This window comes from Hydrogenophaga sp. R2, assembly GCF_049843595.1.
Taxonomy (GTDB): Bacteria; Pseudomonadota; Gammaproteobacteria; order Burkholderiales; family Burkholderiaceae_C; genus Hydrogenophaga.
On sequence record NZ_JBBHZN010000003.1, the window covers coordinates 302,261 to 318,804 of the forward strand.

12 protein-coding genes are annotated in these 16,544 nt (G+C 70.8%); 6 read left to right on the forward strand and 6 right to left on the reverse strand.

Translation table 11 applies throughout. The features are described from left to right. Positions 1-7: 7 nt before the first annotated feature. The 4 genes from WD026_RS12770 to WD026_RS12785 all read right to left on the reverse strand — a co-directional run bounded on the left by WD026_RS12770 (position 8) and on the right by WD026_RS12785 (position 4,467). Positions 8-1,237, reverse strand: coding sequence for a class I SAM-dependent methyltransferase (locus WD026_RS12770; protein WP_425724036.1), 1,230 nt, complete (start codon positions 1,235-1,237; stop codon positions 8-10). Continuing rightward, positions 1,234-2,043, reverse strand: a complete 810-nt coding sequence (locus tag WD026_RS12775) for a DUF1365 domain-containing protein (protein WP_425724037.1) — start codon at positions 2,041-2,043, stop codon at positions 1,234-1,236. Before WD026_RS12775 ends, WD026_RS12770 begins: the two co-directional genes overlap by 4 nt. Then, positions 2,040-3,407, reverse strand: a complete 1,368-nt coding sequence (locus tag WD026_RS12780; RefSeq protein WP_425724173.1) for an NAD(P)/FAD-dependent oxidoreductase — start codon at positions 3,405-3,407, stop codon at positions 2,040-2,042. The genes WD026_RS12775 and WD026_RS12780 overlap by 4 nt, the downstream gene beginning before the upstream one ends. Before the next feature lie 406 nt (positions 3,408-3,813). Further along, on the reverse strand, positions 3,814-4,467 hold the full coding sequence (locus WD026_RS12785) for a glutathione peroxidase (RefSeq protein ID WP_425724038.1): 654 nt from the start codon (positions 4,465-4,467) through the stop codon (positions 3,814-3,816). 42 nt (positions 4,468-4,509) lie between these two features. On the opposite strand from WD026_RS12785, the gene WD026_RS12790 reads away from it, so the two are divergent. Genes WD026_RS12790 through WD026_RS12805 form a run of 4 tightly spaced genes read left to right on the forward strand, consistent with a single transcriptional unit; the run spans position 4,510 to position 8,106 of the window. Then, entirely contained in the window at positions 4,510-5,490 is a 981-nt protein-coding gene (locus tag WD026_RS12790) for a MerR family transcriptional regulator (protein WP_425724039.1), read from the forward strand. Further along, positions 5,487-5,657, forward strand: coding sequence for a DUF2256 domain-containing protein (locus tag WD026_RS12795; RefSeq protein ID WP_425724040.1), 171 nt, complete (start codon positions 5,487-5,489; stop codon positions 5,655-5,657). The genes WD026_RS12790 and WD026_RS12795 overlap by 4 nt, the downstream gene beginning before the upstream one ends. Then, positions 5,654-7,207 carry a cryptochrome/photolyase family protein gene (locus WD026_RS12800; protein ID WP_425724041.1) on the forward strand — a complete coding sequence of 518 codons (1,554 nt, stop codon included), beginning with the start codon at positions 5,654-5,656 and terminating at the stop codon, positions 7,205-7,207. The genes WD026_RS12795 and WD026_RS12800 overlap by 4 nt, the downstream gene beginning before the upstream one ends. Positions 7,208-7,260: 53 nt before the next feature. Continuing rightward, positions 7,261-8,106 (forward strand): ferritin-like domain-containing protein, encoded by an 846-nt coding sequence (locus WD026_RS12805; RefSeq protein ID WP_425724042.1) that lies wholly within the window; start codon positions 7,261-7,263, stop codon positions 8,104-8,106. Here the strand turns inward: WD026_RS12805 and WD026_RS12810 are convergent. Continuing rightward, positions 8,054-8,674, reverse strand: a complete 621-nt coding sequence (locus WD026_RS12810; protein ID WP_425724043.1) for a hypothetical protein — start codon at positions 8,672-8,674, stop codon at positions 8,054-8,056. The two genes, WD026_RS12805 and WD026_RS12810, sit on opposite strands and share 53 nt — an antisense overlap. Continuing rightward, complete coding sequence (glnE, locus tag WD026_RS12815; RefSeq protein ID WP_425724044.1) at positions 8,671-11,466, reverse strand: bifunctional [glutamate--ammonia ligase]-adenylyl-L-tyrosine phosphorylase/[glutamate--ammonia-ligase] adenylyltransferase; 2,796 nt, start codon at positions 11,464-11,466, stop codon at positions 8,671-8,673. Before glnE ends, WD026_RS12810 begins: the two co-directional genes overlap by 4 nt. Positions 11,467-11,480: 14 nt before the next feature. Between glnE and WD026_RS12820 the strand changes: the two genes are divergently transcribed. Both WD026_RS12820 and WD026_RS12825 read left to right on the forward strand, forming a co-directional pair. Then, the gene (locus WD026_RS12820; RefSeq protein WP_425724045.1) at positions 11,481-15,677 is read left to right on the forward strand and encodes a YhdP family protein; all 4,197 of its coding nucleotides are present in this window, start codon (positions 11,481-11,483) and stop codon (positions 15,675-15,677) included. A gap of 59 nt (positions 15,678-15,736) precedes the next feature. Further along, on the forward strand, positions 15,737-16,543 hold the full coding sequence (locus WD026_RS12825; RefSeq protein ID WP_425724046.1) for a carbon-nitrogen hydrolase family protein: 807 nt from the start codon (positions 15,737-15,739) through the stop codon (positions 16,541-16,543). Position 16,544: the final 1 nt, after the last annotated feature.

Sequence of the window (16,544 nt, forward strand, 5' to 3'; positions counted from 1 at the left end):
GGTGGGTTCAGGCGGGCTTGCGCAGCGTGTACTGCACCACGTCGATGTTCCCGCCCCGGAAGCCCGCCTCGCAGTACGCCAGGTAGAACTCCCAGATGCGCATGAAGCGCTGGTCGAAGCCCAGGGCCAGCACCCGGTCCTGCTCGTGCAGGAAACGGTCGCGCCAGCGGGCCAGCGTCTCGGCGTAATCGAGGCCGAAGGCGAATTCGTCCACCACCTCCAGACCGGCCGCGCGGGCCTGGGCCCGGAACTCGGACGGGCAAGGCAGGCAGCCACCGGGGAAGATGTACTGCTGGATGAAGTCGGTGCCCTTGATGTAGCGGTCGAACAGGGCGTCGTCGATCACGATGCTCTGGATGCAGGCCTGGCCGCCGGCCTTGAGCAGGCGCGCGACGCTCTGGAAGTAGGTCGGCCAGTACTCGCGGCCCACGGCTTCGATCATCTCGATAGAGCAGATGGCGTCGAAGGGCTCGTCGCGGATGTCGCGGTAGTCCTGCAGGCGCAGGTCGGCTCGGTCGGCGCCGCCGATGCGCTGCATGCGCTCCTGCGCAAATTCCAGCTGCTCGGTGGACAGGGTCACGCCGGTGATGCCGGCATCGAACTCCAGGATGGCCTTCTCGGCCAGGGCGCCCCAGCCGCAGCCGATCTCCAGCACACGGTCACCCGGCTTCACGCCGGCCATGCGCAGGGCGCGGCGCACCTTGGCATGCTGGGCCTCGGCCATGTCCTGGCCCGGGGTCTCGAACCAGGCCGACGAGTAGTTCATGGTCTCGTCCAGCCACAGGCGGTAGAACGGGTTGCCCAGGTCGTAGTGGGCATGGATGTTCTTGCGGCTGTTGGCCTTGCTGTTGCGGTTGAGCAGGTGGCGGATGCGGTAGGCCAGACGACCGAACCAGGATCCGTAGATCACGTCTTCCACCTCGCGGCGGTTGGCGATCATCAGTTCCAGCAGGGTGGTCAGGTTGGGCGTGGTCCAGTCGCCGGCGATGAAGCTCTCGGCAAACCCGATGTCGCCCGACTTGAGCGCCGCGCTGCACACGTTCCAGTTGTGCAGCTTCATGCTGGCGTGCGGGCCGTCGGTGCTGCCGAAGCGCTGCACCGATCCGTCGGGCAGGGTCAGCGTGAGGCTGCCGTGCACCAGGCGCTGCAGCAGTTGCAGCGTGGTGCGGGCGGCGGCGGGTGCATTGCGCGGCAGCGCGAAGCCGGCAGGCTGTCGGGTGGCGGTGGTGCTGTTCATGTGGGACGGGGTTCGGCATCCGGCCTCTGGGCCGGGGCAGTGGTCACGAAGTCGCCCGGTGCGGGCGGCTGGCGGAAAAACGGGGCCTTGCGCCACCACAGGCGCAGCGCCTGCCAGTGGATGCGGGCGATCACGCCCAGGGTCATGGCCGGGTGGCTCCACAGAGCGCGGTGGCGGGTGGCGGCGTCCAGCGGCAGCAGGTCGCCGCAGACGCTGGTGTTGAGCAGCACCGGCGAGCCGGCGCGTTCGTCGTCGTGGTAGTCGATGCGCACCACGGTGCGGTCGCGCCCGCCCTGCTGCGTGCGCATGAACACGAAGCGGTAGCGGCCCTGCACCGGACAGAACGGCGACACATGGAACACCTTGGCGGCCTCGCACGGCACCCCGTAGCGGGGCGCATCCAGCAGGTAGCAGTGGCGCTCGCCGAAGGTGTTGTTCACCTCGGCCAGCACCGCACGCAAGGAGCCGTCGGCCCGGTGGCAGTACCAGAAGCTCACCGGCTTGAAGGTGTAGCCCAGCACGCGCGGGTAGGTGTGCAGCCAGACCTCGCCATCGGCATCGAGGATGCCGTGTTCGGCCAGCACCGACTCCAGCCAGGCCAGCGCGTCGTCGCGGCCGTCGCCGTGGTCGCGGTCGTGGAAGGCCAGGGCGGCGCGGCGGTTGCGGGCCAGCGCGCCCGGGCCGTGCTGGCGCAGGCTGCGCATGGGCAGCATCAGGAAGTAGGTCGGGTAGGCAAACGCGTTGCAGCGCGGGCGGTGCCGCGTGTGGCGCACCTGGCCGAAGCCGATCTGCGCCACCGGTGTCATGCAAACACCCCGGGCAGGGCGGCGCGCCGCGCGGCCTGGTCGTCGGTGTGGGGCACCAGACCGAACTGTTCGATCAGGGCACGGGCCGCGTGCATGCCGGCCTTCAGGCCGTCCTCGTGGAAGCCGTAGCCGCACCAGGCACCCGCGTAGAAGGTACCGAGCTGGCCCTGCAGCGCAGGCACTTTGGCCTGGGCGCGGATGGCGGCCAGGTCGAACACCGGGTGGTCGTAGTCCCAGGCGCCGACCACGAAGCGCTCGTCGATCTCGCGCTGCGGATTCAGCGACACCACCACCGGCTGCTGCACCGGCAGCGGCTGCAGCATGTTGAGCAGGTAGTGCAGGCAGACCTGGGCCGACTCGCGGCTGGCGCTGGCCGATCGCTCATAGTTCCAGGCCGCCCAGGCGCGTCGGCTGTCGGGCAGCACGCTGGCGTCGGTGTGCAGCACGGCGCGGTTGGCCTGGTAGCGGATGGCACCCAGCACCTCGCGCTCGTTGGCCGAGGCCTCGCCGCCCAGCAGGCGCAGGGCCTGGTCGGTGTGGCAGGCCATCACCACCGCATCGAAGCGGTCCACGCCCCGGTCGGTGACGATGCGCACGCCCTGGCTGTCGCGCAGCACCTGGCGCACCGGCGTGGACAGGCGCGCATCCGGCACCTCGGCCACGATCTTGTCCACGTAATGGCGGGCACCGCCGCGCACCGTGTACCACTGCGGCCGGTTGCTCACCTGGATGAGGCCGTGGTTGTGGCAGAAGCGGACCATGGTGGCCACCGGGAAGGCCAGCATCTGGTCGGTCGGGCAGCTCCAGATGCAGCCCATCATGGGCAGGAAGTACCAGTCGCGGAATTCGGCCGAGAAGCCCTGGTCGCGCAGGAAATCGCCCAGGGGCTGCAGCAGCGGGCTGTTCTCGCCCAGATCGTCACCGCGCTCGGCCAGCCGGGTGGTGATGCGGTTGAAGCGCAGGATGTCGGCCAGCATGCGCCAGAAGCGCAGGTTGGTGAGGTTGCGGCGCTGCGAGAACACGGTGGACAGGCTCGAGCCGCTCCACTCCAGCGTGCCGCCGCCCGGGGCTGCACCGGGTGCCTGCACCGAGAACGACATGTCCGACGGCGCAATCTCCACGCCCAGCTGCGCGAACAGCGCCAGCAGGTTGGGGTAGGTACGCTCGTTGAGCACCAGGAAGCCGGTGTCCACCCCGAAGGTGGTGGGCACGCCCTGCGCATCCGGCAGCGTCATGTCCACCGTGTGGGTGTGGCCGCCGAAGTAATCGTTGGCCTCGAACAGGGTGATGTCGGCCAGGCCGTGCAGCGTGTGCGCCGCGGCCAGGCCCGAGATGCCGGAGCCGACGATGGCCACGCGCGGCATGGGGCGGGCGGGCGAGCCGCCTGAAATGGCCGAGGGAGGGGATTGGGGATCGCGGTACATGGCTGTCACCACCGGACCCCAGGGGCTGCCACAGCGAGGAGCCCGGAAGAAGAAAGAACTGCGAAGCGCCCCGAAACGAACAAGGGAGGGAGGGAGGAGGAGGAGAAACGCCTCGGGATTGCAGACCGGCCGGGGTGGGCCGTCAGACTTCGCAGTTCGGAAAACAGGGGATGGCTGCCCACTGGCTTGCCACCCATGACGGCATGGAGTGCCGCGCGGTGGAGGAAGTTCCGCCAGATGTTCAAGACCATGCGAAAGGCTCCTGGGTGCTGTCCCGCGGACGCGGGGCAAACCGCAGCGGGCCGTGGGTGTATTTGAACTGTTCGGTCTGATTGTGACTGATCGGTCACGATTTCTCCGACAACATTTTCTCAATGTCCTTCCGGATCGAGGGGTCTTTGGGGTCCACCGAGCTGGCGTAGCTCTTGACCACCTGCCCGGAGCGGTCGATGAGGTACTTGTGGAAGTTCCACTGCGGCCGTTGCCCGGTGCGCTGCGCGAGCTGCTGGTACAGCGGGTTGGTGCCGGAGCCCACCACCGTGGTCTTGGTGAACATCGGGAATTTCACGCCGAAGGTGTTCTCGCAGAAGTCGGCAATCGAGGCATTGCTGCCCGGCTCCTGGCGGCCGAAATCGTTGGTGGGAAAACCCAGCACCACCAGGCCCCGGTCCTTGTACTGGCTGTAGAGCGACTCCAGCGCGCCGTACTGCTGGGTGAAGCCGCAGAAGCTGGCGGTGTTGACCACCAGCACCACCTGGCCGGCGTACTGGCACAGGTTCTGGGGCTTCTCGTCCTGCAGCCGGTCGAACCGGTGCTGCAGCACCGCCGGACAGTTCGCTCCCTGCGCTGGCTGGGCGGGCGCGGCCGTGCGGGCCGGTGCGTTCTGGGCGCTGGCGGGCATGCTCGCCAGGGCCGTCAAGGCGATCGCCAGGGCGCTGCCCAGGCGGGCGATCCGGTGGCGTGCTGCTCGGGATTGGCCCGGTTCATACAGTGATTTCATCGGCTGACCTCCATAATGCGAAGCGATTGTGATCCGTTGTCCATGACAAACACCAGCCCGCCGCCCTTGGCCCCCCACACCATTGCCGATGTCGAGCGCGACACCGGCCTGGGCAAGGACACCCTGCGGGTCTGGGAGCGGCGCTACGGTTTTCCGCAGCCGCAGCGGGACAGTCTGGGCGAGCGCCGTTACACCGACGACGACCTCACCCGGCTGCGCCACATCCGCCGCCTCATCGATGCCGGACACCGGCCCGGTCAGATCGTTCCGCTGTCGCTGGAACGGCTGCTGGCCTTGTCTGCCGGTACTACGCCGTCGGCGGCCGGGCGGATGCAGTCGGTGGGCGACGGCCCGGCCGACACGTCCGAGGTGCACCCCTGGCTGGACCTGCTGCGCCGCCAGGACGCCGCCGGGCTGCGCCAGGCCCTGGTGCGCATGATCAACGAAAAGGGTCTGGCGCGATCGCTCATCGAGGGCGTGGCCCCCATGAACGTGCTGGTGGGCCAGTCGTGGCTCGAAGGCCGGCTGGCGGTGCACGAGGAACACCTCTACACCGAGGTGGTGCAGGGCACGCTGCGCCATGCCATGGTGGCCCTGCAGCCGCCGGCCCGCCCGCCCCGGGTGCTGCTGACCACCCTGCCCGGCGAGCAGCATGCCCTGGGGCTGCTGATGGCCGAGTGCTTCATGGTGCTGGAGGGCTGCCACACCATCCCCCTGGGCGTGCAGACCCCCATCCCCGATCTGGTGAAGGCGGTGGCGGCCGCGCAGGCCGATGTGGTGGCGCTGAGCTTCACCGCCGCGCAGAACCCGCGCGAGGTGCGCGCAGCGCTGGACCAGCTGCGCGAACTGCTGCCACCGGGCGTGGAGGTCTGGGCCGGCGGGGCCTGTCCGGCGCTGTACAAGCCGGTGCGCAGCCGCACCATGGCGCCGGGCCGGGGGCGCGCCTTCTGGCCGCTGGGACGCCTGCAGGACATCCCGCTGGCCGTCTCGCGCTGGCGGGCCGAAGCCGGGCAGCCCGCATGAGCCGGGACAGCGGCTTTCGCGGCAACAAGGCCAGCCTGCCCAGCAAGCCCTGCCAGGCCTGCGGCCGGCCCATGACCTGGCGCAAGAAGTGGGAACGCACCTGGGAGCAGGTGAAGTACTGCAGCGACCGTTGCCGGGCCGACGCGGCGCGCCGCCCTGCCCCATGACCCGCCCGGTGCGTCATCTGGTGCTGGTGCTGGGCGACCAGCTCTGGCGGGGCAACCCGGCCCTGGCGGATTTCGATCCGGCACAGGACCGCGTGCTCATGATCGAGGCGCCCGGCGAGGCCACGGCGGTCTGGAGCCATCCGGCCCGCATCGCGCTGTTCCTGTCGGCCATGCGGCACTTCCGCGCCGAGCTGCAGGCCCTGGGCTGGCCGCTGACCTACATCGAGCTCGACGACCCGGCCCACGTCGACCGCCCCGGCCTCACCGACCGGCTGCAGGCCGTGCTGGCCGATCTGCGTCCGCAGACCCTGCAGGTCTGCGAGGCTGGCGAGTGGCGGCTGCAGCAGGGCGTAGTGGCCACGGCGAGCAACGCCGGCGTGCCGCTGCACTGGCACGAGGACACCCATTTCCTGTGCAGCCGCGCGCGCTTTGCCCGCTGGGCGAAGGGCCGCAAGGAATGGCGCATGGAGTTCTTCTACCGCGAGATGCGCCGCGAACACGGCGTGCTGATGGAGGGGAAGGAGCCGGTGGGCGGCCAGTGGAACTTCGACGCCGACAACCGCAAGAGCTTTCCCAAGGCCGGCCCGGGCTGGATACCCGAGCCGGCCCGTTTCGAGCCCGACGCCATCACCCGCGAGGTGCTGGACCTGGTGCAGCGCCACTTCCCCGACCACCCCGGATCGCTGGCCGAATTCGGCTGGCCGGTCACGCCGGCCCAGGCGCGCCAGGCGCTGCAGCGCTTCATCGACGAACGCCTGGTCGCCTTCGGCGCCTACCAGGACGCCATGTGGACCGACACGCCCTTCGGCTGGCATTCGCTGTTGTCGGTGGCGCTCAACCTGCATCTGATCGACCCGCGCGAGGTGATCGCCGAAGCCGAACGCGCCTGGCGCGAGAACAACCTGCCGCTGGCCGCGGTGGAAGGCTTCATCCGCCAGATCCTGGGCTGGCGCGAGTTCATCCGCGGCGTGTACTGGCTGGACATGCCCGGCCTGTGCGAGGCCAATCACTACGGCCACGCCCGACCGCTGCCGGCCTGGTACTGGACCGGCCACACCCGCATGGCCTGCATGCGCGACACCATCGGCCAGACCCTGAAGCATGGCTATGCGCACCACATCCAGCGGCTCATGGTCACCGGCCAGTTCGCCCTGCTGGCCGAGGTGGCCCCGCAGCAGGTGGCCGACTGGTACCTCGCGGTCTATGTGGACGCCATCGAATGGGTGGAGCTGCCCAACGTGGCCGGCATGGCGCTGTTCGCCAATGGCGGTCGCTTCACCAGCAAGCCCTATGTGGCCAGTGGTCAGTACATCGACCGCATGAGCAACTACTGCAAGGGCTGCGCCTACTCACCGGCGCAGCGCAGCGGTGAAGGGGCCTGCCCGGTCACCACCCTGTACTGGAACTTTCTGGACCGGCACGAAACCGAACTGGCCGCCAGCCCGCGCACGGCGCTCATGGTGAAGAACCTGCAGAAGCTCGACGACGACGCCCGTGCATCCATCCGTGCCCATGCTGCGTACTTGCTGGACCGTCTGGACTCGATTTAAGACCGTTGACACAGGCAACCGCCTAAAATTGCGGCGGTTTTCGAAGGATGAACATGCTGTACCCCGAACTCTTCAAACAACTCGAATCGGTCCGCTGGGACATGGACAAGGACATCCCCTGGGACCGTTTCGACGCCAGCCTGCTCACCGACGAGCAGGCCCAGACCATCAAGATGAACGCCATCACCGAGTGGGCGGCCCTGCCGGCCACCGAGATGTTCCTGCGCGACAACCGGGACGACTCCGACTTCTCGGCCTTCATGTCCATCTGGTTCTTCGAAGAGCAGAAGCACTCCCTGGTGCTCATGGAGTACCTGCGCCGCTTCCGGCCCGAGCTGGTGCCCACCGAAGAAGAGCTGCACCAGATCCGGTTCGAGTTCGATCCCGCCCCGGCGCTGGAGACGCTGATGCTGCACTTCTGCGGCGAGATCCGCCTGAACCACTGGTACCGCCGTGCCAGCGAATGGCACACCGAGCCGGTCATCAAGCACATCTACCAGACGCTGAGCCAGGACGAGGCCCGCCACGGCGGCGCCTACCTGCGCTACATGAAGCGCGCCATTGCCAAGTTCGGTGACGAGGCCCGCTCGGCCTTTGCCAAGGTGGGCGTGCTCATGGCCAGCGCCCGCCGCACCGCGCAGGCACTGCACCCGACCAACCTGCACGTCAACAAGGCGCTGTTCCCCAACGACACCATCCAGAGCCGCCTGCCCGACCCCGAGTGGCTGGAGCGCTGGCTGGACAGCCAGATCCACTTCGATGCGGTCTGGGAGAACAAGGTGGTCGAGCGCATCCTGCACAACATGAGCCTGCTGATGGACAGCAGCTTCAAGACGGTGCAGGAGCTCAACCGGTTCCGGAAGTCGCTGGCCGCGCCGACGGCAGCCACCGCCAGCTGACGCTGGCCACCATTCCCAGCAGCAGGCCCCAGGCCGCACCCACCAGGTGGGCGGCCTGCACCACCGACGTCTCGTTGCCCGGGTCCCACACCACCGGGTAGAGCCAGGGCCGCTCCAGCGCCAGCTTGATCAGCATGGCCACCAGCAGCAGACCACCCCAGCGCCGGGCCTTGGGCACCGCGATGCGCCGGGTCAGCAGCATCACCGCCAGCACCAGCGCGCCGGCATGCAGCACGCCCGAGAGGCCGCTGGCATGGTCGATGTGGGGCCACAGTGGCAGGCACAGCGGCACCAGCGGCCAGCACAGCAGCCACGCGGCGGTGGCTTCGCGGGGCGGGCGCAGCACCCAGGCCAGCAAGGTGAGCATGCCCAGCCCGATCTGATGGGTGATCAGCTCGGGGGTCGACGCATGCACCCAGGCGCTGGTCCACAGCGTCCAGGGCTGGCGGTTCCAGCTCTCGGCCTGCCAGGTGAGCGCGGCCAGCGCCGGCTCCCGGGCCCACCACAGCAGCATGCTGGCCACCCCGTGCACGGCGCACAGCAGCAGCCAGCCGCGCGAGGCCTTCATGGGCCCACGTGCCCCAGCACCTGTTGCCACAGGGCACGCACGGCAGCGGCCGCGTGCTCGGCACTGGCGGGATCGACCTGCGTGGTGGTCTCGTCCAGCCGGGCGCGGTGCTGGATCTGCCGCAGCTCGCGGTAGGCGTCGGCGGCCGCACTGCCCATGCCGGCGGGCAGCAGGCCGGCCGCTTCGGCGCGGCGCAGCAGGTGGATGTTGCCGGTGTTCAGCCGCAGCTCGGTGTGGGTGGCGGCGTGCAGCAGCACCAGGTACTGCACCACGAACTCCACATCCACCATGCCGCCCGGGCTGTGCTTCACATCGAAGCCCTCGCCGCGCACCGGATGGGCCTGCCGCACCTTGCCGCGCATGCTCACGATCTCGCGCGCCAGGTCGTCGGCCTGGCGCGGTGCGGTGATGACCGACTCGCGGATCCGGTCGAAGCGCTGGTGCATGGCCGGGTCGCCGAGCACGCAGCGGGCGCGGGTCATGGCCTGGTGTTCCCAGGTCCAGGCGGCGTTGCTGCCGCGCTGCTGCTGGTACTGGGCATAGGCGTCCAGGCTGGTCACCAGCAGGCCGGAGTTGCCGTTGGGGCGCAGCGCGGTGTCGATCTCGTAGAGGTCGCCCTCACCGGTCTTCACCGTCATCCAGTTGATCAGCTTGCGCACGAAGCCGGCGTAGATCTCGGCCGCGTTCTCGTGCGGGTCGTCGTACACGAAGACGATGTCCAGGTCGCTGCCGTAACCCAGTTCCTTGCCGCCCAGCTTGCCGTAGCCGATGACGGCCATCGACGGGTCCTCGCGGTGGCGGTTCTTCAGCCGTTGCCAGCACCAGCGGGCGGTGAGCGCCAGCATGGTGTCGGCCAGCGCGGACAGGTCGTCGGCCACCTGCTCGACCGTGAGCACGCCTTCCACGTCGCGGGCCAGGGTGCGGAACACCTCGGCATGGTGGGCGCGGCGCAGCAGGTTGAGCAGGGCTTCCTCGTCGTCCTCGCCGGTACGGCGCAACGAGGCGCGGCGGTCTTCCAGATCGGCCTCGAACTGTTTCGCATCGAAGCGCTCGGCCAGCAGTTGCTGGCTGGCCAGCTCGTCGATCACGCCCGGGTGCTGCAACAGGTAGCGCGCCGGCCAGCGGGCGGCACCCAGCAGGCGCAGCAGGCGCTCGTGCACCGAGGGCCGTTCCTGCAGCAGGGCCAGGTAGCTCTCGCGGCGCAACAGCGGCTCGATCCAGTCGGCCATGCGCAGGGCGGCCTGTTCGGTGACCCGGCCTTCGTCGATCCAGGCGCCGGTGCGCTGCACCAGCCGCACCAGCCGGCTGCGGGTGTCCTCGCGCAGGGCCAGCACGCGGGGGTGGCTGCTCCACTGCGCCACGCGCTCGGCCAGCTCGCGGGGCAGCGAGGGCAGCACGGCCTGCAGGTCGGTGCCGGCGCCGGCACCCGCGCCATCGGGGCGGTTGCCGGCGCAGCCCTTGCCGCTGCACTGGCCCTTGGCCGGACCGCCCAGCAGGATGTCGAATTCTTCGGCCACCACCTCGCGGTGGGCGTCCAGGGCGTGCAGGAAGCCGGTCAGGCCGGGGTAACCCATGCTGGTGGCCAGCCACGCCAGATCGTCGTCGCGCGTGGGCAGCACATGGGTCTGCTGGTCGTCCAGGTACTGGATGCGGTGCTCCACCCGGCGCAGGAAGCTGTAGGCCTCGGCCAGTGCCTGGGCGGTGGTGGCCGGCATCAGCCCGGCCTTGGCCACGCGCTGCAGCGCGTCCAGTGTGGGACGGGTGCGCAGCTCGGGGAACTGCCCGCCGCGCACCACCTGCAGCAGCTGCACGGTGAACTCGATCTCGCGGATGCCGCCGCGCGAGAGCTTGACGTCGTTGGAGCGGCCGGGATGGCCGGCGGCGCGCTTGGCGGCGTGGTCGCGGATCTGCCGGTGCAGGGCGCGCAGCGCCTCGAACACACCGTAGTCGAGGTAGCGGCGGAACACGAAGGGCAGCACCACGCCGCGCAGGGCCTGGGCGCTGCCGCCGTCGATGGTGGCGCGGGGGGCGATCACCCGGCTCTTGAGCCAGGCGAAGCGCTCCCACTCGCGCCCCTGGACCATGAAGTACTCCTCCAGCGCCCCCAGCGACACCGCGCTCGGCCCGGAGTTGCCGTTGGGCCGCAGGGCCAGGTCGACCCGGAACACCTGGCCGTGTTCGGTGGTCTCGCCCACCGTGTTGAAGATGTGGCGCACCGCCTTGCCGAAGTACTCGTGGTGGCTGATGCGGTTTCGGCCCTCGGCGTTGCCGGCGGTCTCGCCGTCCTGCTCGTAGACGTAGATCAGGTCGATGTCGCTGGAGACATTGAGCTCGCGCGCGCCCAGCTTGCCCATGCCGATGACCCACAGCGCGGCCCGACGGCCGTCGGGCAGGAGCGGAGCGCCGTGCAGGGCATCGAGGTCGGCAAAGGCCAGCGCACAGGCTTCGTCCAGGGCGAGCTCGGCCAGTTCGGTCACGGCCAGGGTCACTTCGCCCAGCGGGGCCGAGAGCTCGCAGTCCAGCACCGCCAGCCGCTCCAGCACCAGCTGGCGCAGCACCCGCAGCGCAGCGGTGCGCGGGTGGCCACGCTGCACCAGCGCCTGCAGCGCGGCTTCCATGGAGGCGCGGCGCGGCATGCCCGGTGGCAGGCAGGCCAGCTCGGCCTCGTAGCGGCGGCGCACCCGCTGCACGAAGCGGCTGTGCGCGGCGTCGCAGCCGGTGGGAACGGGTGTTACAGCCGCTGACAGCGCGGTGGTGTCAAGAGGGGAACCGGGGAGATGACGGGCCGTCATAATTTGCAGTGGACATGAATCACAGTAGCCAGGCGCCCGGTGCGGTCTTCTCTTCGCATGCACCCGCCTCCCGGGGCCTGCGGCTGTGGGCCCGTGCGACCCGCTGGCTGCTGTGGCTGGTGGTGGCGGTCTGGGGATTCGGTCTGCTGACCTGGGTGGCCCTTCACGCGGCCATTGTGCCGCGAATCGACGGCTGGCGTCCCGAGCTGCAGCGGTGGGCCAGCGATGCGCTGGGGGTGCCGGTCACCATCGGCAGCATCCGGGCCACCAACCGGCCCGACACCCCCTTCAGCCTGCCGCCGTTCATGCCGGCCTTCGAGTTCTCCGATGTGCGCCTGCTCGATGCGCAGGGCCGCGCCGCGCTGGTGCTGCCGCGCATCCAGACCTCGGTGTCGGTGCGATCGCTCTGGCGGCTGGGTTTCGAGCAGATCGTCATCGACCGCCCCGAACTGGATGTGCGCCGCACCCGGGATGGCCGGCTGGAGGTGGCGGGTCTGGCGCTGTCGGGATCGACCGACGCCGGCAGCGGCGCCGACTGGTTCTTCGACCAGACCGAATTCGCGGTGCGCGGTGGCACCCTGCGCTGGACCGACGAGCAGCGCGGAGCCCCGCCCCTGGCCTTGTCGGCGGTGGACCTGGTGGTGCGCAACGGCGCACGCGACCACCGCTGGCGGATCGATGCCACGCCGCCCGTTGACTGGGGCGGCCGTTTCACGCTGCAGGGCCGTTTTCGGGAACCGCTGCTGTCGGTGGGCCACCCGGCGGGAAGCCGCCCCTGGGACCGCTGGAGCGGCGAGCTGCATGCCGCGCTGCCGCAAGCCGACGTGCAGCGGCTGCAGGCCTACCTGCCGGCCCACCTGCCCGCCCTGCCGGGGCTGCTGGTGCGGGGCGGCCAGGGCCGGCTGCAGCTGTGGGCCGATGTGGAGGCCGGGCGCTTCAGCGGCGTGCAGGCCGATGTCGACCTGCAGTCGGTGGACGTGCAGCTGGGCGCCGATCTGCCGCCGCTGGCCTTCACCCACATCGCGGGCCGGCTGCAGGCGTCCTGGTCGGATGCGTCGTGGCGGCTGGGCAGCGAGGACCTGCGTTTCCTCACCCGCGAAGGCGTGGCCTGGGAGGGTGGGCGCTTCAGCCTGGCGCAGTTGCCGGCCGGTCCGCTGGCCCGCGGCGCAACGCCGGCCGGCCACCTGGAACTCTCGGCCGACGGCATCGAGCTGGCGGCGGTGGCCGCGCTGGCCGAACGCCTTCCGCTGCCCGCGCCGGTGCACCGCTGGGTGCAGACCCTGCAGCCGACCGGCCGGGTGCAGAACCTGCTGGCCCGCTGGGACGGCCCCGATCTGACCGGCCTCGAGGCCAGCGGTCTGGTGCAGGGTCTGGCCCTGGCTGGGGATGCGGTGCCGGCTTCGGTCGACGGCGAGACCCCGGCTCCCCGCATCGGCCGTCCGGGCATCGAAGGCGCCACCGTGCAGTTCGACCTGCAGCGCGACCGGGGCACGGCCCGCCTGACGGTGCAGGACGGCGCGCTGTGGTTGCCCGGTGTGTTCGAGGAAGCCCGCCTGCCCTTGACGCGGCTGGACGCCCAGGCGCGCTGGCGGCTCGATGGCGAGCGCATCGAGGTCGAGCTGAGCGACGCCAAGCTGGCCAATCCGGATGCGCGCGGCACGCTGCAGGCGCGCTGGAACACCACCCTTGGCGCGCAAGGCGCGGCGCGTTTCCCTGGCGTGCTCGATCTGAGCGCCACCCTGGAGCAGGCCGAGCTCACCCGGGTGCACCGCTACCTGCCGCTGTCGGTGGGCACCGAGGCGCGCCGTTATGTGCGCGAGGCGGTGCGGGGTGGCACCGGTACGGCGGTGAACTTCCGGGTGCAGGGCGACGTGGCCCGGGTGCCCTTCGATGCCGGCGACGGCACCTTCCGCATCAGCGCCCGCCTGCAGGGTCTGGACATGGATTACCTGCCGCCGTTCCTGCAGGACGCCGGTGCCCGCCCCTGGCCGGGGCTGCGCCGCATGAGCGGCGACCTGGTGCTGGACCGCCTCTCGCTGCGCATCGACCAGCTCGCGGGCGGGCTGCAGGACGCCGCCGGGGTGCAGATCCAGCGCGGCCGCCTGGCCATCGATCACCTGGGCCGCAACGGCGTGCTCACCGCCGAGGCCGATGTGCAAGGCCCGGCCCCGGCGCAGCTGGGCTTTGTGGTGCGCTCGCCGCTGGGCGGCCTGCTGCAGGGTGCCCTCGATGCCGCCCGCCTGAGCGGCACCGCCCAGACCCGCTTTGCGCTGACCGTGCCGCTGGAGAATGCCGCCGCCACCCGGGTGCAGGGTGTGGTCAAGCTGGCCGGCAACGATCTGGTGATCGCGCCCCACCTGCCGTCGCTGGGCCGCCTGCGGGGCCAGCTGGAGTTCAGCGAGACCGGCTTCAATGTGCCCACCGCCCAGGCCCGGCTGCTGGGGGGCGACGTGTCGTTCAGCGGCGGCCTGCGTCCCGATCCCCAGGGCGGCTCGCGGCTGGCCCTGCGCGGCCAGGGCAGCCTGAGCGCCGAGGCCCTGCGCAGCGCCGGGCTGGGGCCGTGGTCGAAGCTGGCGCAGTCGGCCAGCGGCACGGCCGCCTACACCGCGCAGGTCGGCTGGCGCGGCGGCGCGCCCGAGCTGCAGTTCAGCAGCAACCTGCAGGGCATGGCCCTGTCCCTGCCGGCACCGCTGGCCAAGCCGGCCGAGGCCAGCTGGCCGCTGCGGATGGACCTGGCGGTGACCGAAGTGGCCGGCCCCACCGCGCCGGTGATCGGCCGGGCGCTGGCCGACCGGCTGGCGCTGCGCTGGCAGTCGCCCGCCGGTGTGCTGCTCGATGCCCGGCTGGAGCGCCATCGCGAGGCCGACCGCTGGGCCGTGCGGCGCGGCGTGGTGGCCGCCGGGTCCCTGGCCGGCGACCCCGGTGCGCTGCCCGAACAGGGCGTGCTGGCCCGCCTGAGCCTGCCGCAGATCGATGTGGATGCCTGGCAGGCGGCGCTGGGCGGCGTGTGGCCGACCGGCGAGGCTGCAGAGGCCTCAGCCACCGGTGCCGATGCCCCGCCGCCATGGTTGCCCGACCGGCTGGAGCTGCGCACCGACCGCCTGCGGGCCGGTGGCCGCGAGCTGCAGCGGGTGCAGATCGATGCCAGCCGCGACAGCGCCCTGTGGCGGGCCCAGGTGCAGGCCGACGAAGTGGCCGGGCGGGTGGAGTACCGGCCCGGCACGCCGCGCAACCCGGGTCAGGTCACGGCCCGCCTGAGCCGGCTGGTGCTGGCGCGGGAGGCCCGCAGCGATGTGGAGCGCCTGCTGGACCAGCCCCACAGCGTGCCGGCGCTGGACCTCAGCATCGACGAGCTGCGCTGGGGTGGCCGAACGCTGGGCAAGATCGAGCTGCAGGCGGTCAACCGGGGCGCACCGCTGCGCCAGCCCGAGTGGCGCCTGACCCGGCTGAGCGCCACCGTGCCCGAGGCGCGACTGACCGCCAGCGGCAACTGGGTGCCGCTGGGAGGCACCCAGCTGACCGGTCCCGGCGCGGGTGCCCAGCGCCGCACCGCCATCGGCTTTCAGCTGGCGGTGGACGACGCCGGCCGCCTGCTCGACCGCCTGGGCCGTGAAGGCACGGTGCGCGGCGGGCAGGGCCGGCTGGAGGGCAACGTGGGCTGGATCGGCTCGCCGCTGTCGCCCGACATTGCCACGCTGTCCGGTCAGGTCTCGGTGGACATCGAGCGCGGGCAGTTCCTGCAGATCGAGCCCGGTGCCGGTCGCCTGCTGGGCGTGCTCAGCCTGCAGTCGCTGCCGCGCCGCCTGGTGCTGGATTTCCGCGACGTGTTCTCGCAGGGCTTTGCCTTCGACTTCTTCCGCGGCCAGGGCCAGATCGAGCAGGGCGTTCTGTCCACCCGCAACCTGCAGATGAAGGGCGTGAACGCGGCGGTGCTCATGGAGGGCTCGGCCGATCTGGTGCGCGAGACCCAGGACCTGCAGGTCTTCGTGGTGCCCGAGATCAATGCCGGCGCGGCCTCGCTGCTGGCGGCCACGGTCAACCCGGTGGTGGGCATCGGCACCTTGCTGGCCCAGCTGGTGCTGCGCCAGCCGCTGCGCTCGGTCACCACGCAGGAATTCCGCGTCACCGGCAGCTGGGCCGATCCGCAGGTGCAGAAGGTGGAGCGTTCGGCGGCCGCACCGGCCACCGAGCCCGCCACCCCGCTGCAGTAAGCTCCAGCGAGACCCTCGGCGCCGTCAGGCCCCGATTTGCATTCAGAGGGAGAACCACCATGAGAGTCGCCGCCATCCAGATGGTCTCGGGCATCGGCCTGGACCACAACCTCAGCGAAGCCCTGCGCCTGCTGCGCCAGGCCGCTGCCGCCGGTGCCGAGCTGGCCGTGCTGCCCGAGTACTTCTGCTTCATGGGCGCCCGCGACGAGGACAAGCTGGTGCTCGCCGAAACCCCCGGCCTGGGCAAGGTGCAGGACTTTCTCAGCGACACTGCGCGCGACCTCAAGCTGTGGCTGGTGGGCGGCACCCTGCCCATGGCCACCGACGACCCGGCGCACGCGGCCAATGCCTCCATGGTCTACGACCCACGCGGCAAGCAGGTCAGCCGCTACGACAAGATCCACCTGTTCCGTTACGACAACGGCCGCGAGCGTTACGACGAGGCCGCCGTGCTCAAGGCCGGCGACACGCCCACCAGCTTCGACTGCACCAGCCAGACCGGCGAGGTCTGGCGCGTGGGTCAGAGCATCTGCTACGACATGCGCTTTGCCGAGCTCTACCGCACCCTGGCGGCCGACGTGCTGCTGATGCCGGCGGCCTTCACCCACACCACCGGCCAGGCCCACTGGGAAGTGCTGCTGCGGGCGCGCGCCATCGAGAACCAGGCCTACGTGATCGCCAGCGCCCAGGGCGGCGTGCACGAGAACGGCCGGCGCACCTGGGGCCACAGCATGGTGATCGACCCCTGGGGTCAGGTCATGGCGATGCAGGCCGAGGGGCCGGGCGTGGTGCTGGCCGACATCGACCGCGGCTTCCTGCAGTCGGTGCGCACCCAGCTGCCGTCGTTGCAGCACCGCCGGCTCTGAC

Excerpts from the sequence above, each read along its gene's own strand:
- WD026_RS12800 (WP_425724041.1), top strand. The coding sequence starts at position 5,654 with ATGACCCGCCCGGTGCGTCATCTGGTGCTGGTGCTGGGCGACCAGCTC.
- WD026_RS12810 (WP_425724043.1), bottom strand. The coding sequence starts at position 8,674 with ATGAAGGCCTCGCGCGGCTGGCTGCTGCTGTGCGCCGTGCACGGGGTG.
- WD026_RS12790 (WP_425724039.1), top strand. The coding sequence starts at position 4,510 with ATGACAAACACCAGCCCGCCGCCCTTGGCCCCCCACACCATTGCCGAT.
- glnE (WP_425724044.1), bottom strand. The coding sequence starts at position 11,466 with ATGACGGCCCGTCATCTCCCCGGTTCCCCTCTTGACACCACCGCGCTG.
- WD026_RS12805 (WP_425724042.1), top strand. The coding sequence starts at position 7,261 with ATGCTGTACCCCGAACTCTTCAAACAACTCGAATCGGTCCGCTGGGAC.
- WD026_RS12825 (WP_425724046.1), top strand. The coding sequence starts at position 15,737 with ATGAGAGTCGCCGCCATCCAGATGGTCTCGGGCATCGGCCTGGACCAC.
- WD026_RS12775 (WP_425724037.1), bottom strand. The coding sequence starts at position 2,043 with ATGACACCGGTGGCGCAGATCGGCTTCGGCCAGGTGCGCCACACGCGG.
- WD026_RS12780 (WP_425724173.1), bottom strand. The coding sequence starts at position 3,407 with ATGCCGCGCGTGGCCATCGTCGGCTCCGGCATCTCGGGCCTGGCCGCG.
- WD026_RS12785 (WP_425724038.1), bottom strand. The coding sequence starts at position 4,467 with ATGAAATCACTGTATGAACCGGGCCAATCCCGAGCAGCACGCCACCGG.
- WD026_RS12820 (WP_425724045.1), top strand. The coding sequence starts at position 11,481 with ATGAATCACAGTAGCCAGGCGCCCGGTGCGGTCTTCTCTTCGCATGCA.
- WD026_RS12770 (WP_425724036.1), bottom strand. The coding sequence starts at position 1,237 with ATGAACAGCACCACCGCCACCCGACAGCCTGCCGGCTTCGCGCTGCCG.
- WD026_RS12795 (WP_425724040.1), top strand. The coding sequence starts at position 5,487 with ATGAGCCGGGACAGCGGCTTTCGCGGCAACAAGGCCAGCCTGCCCAGC.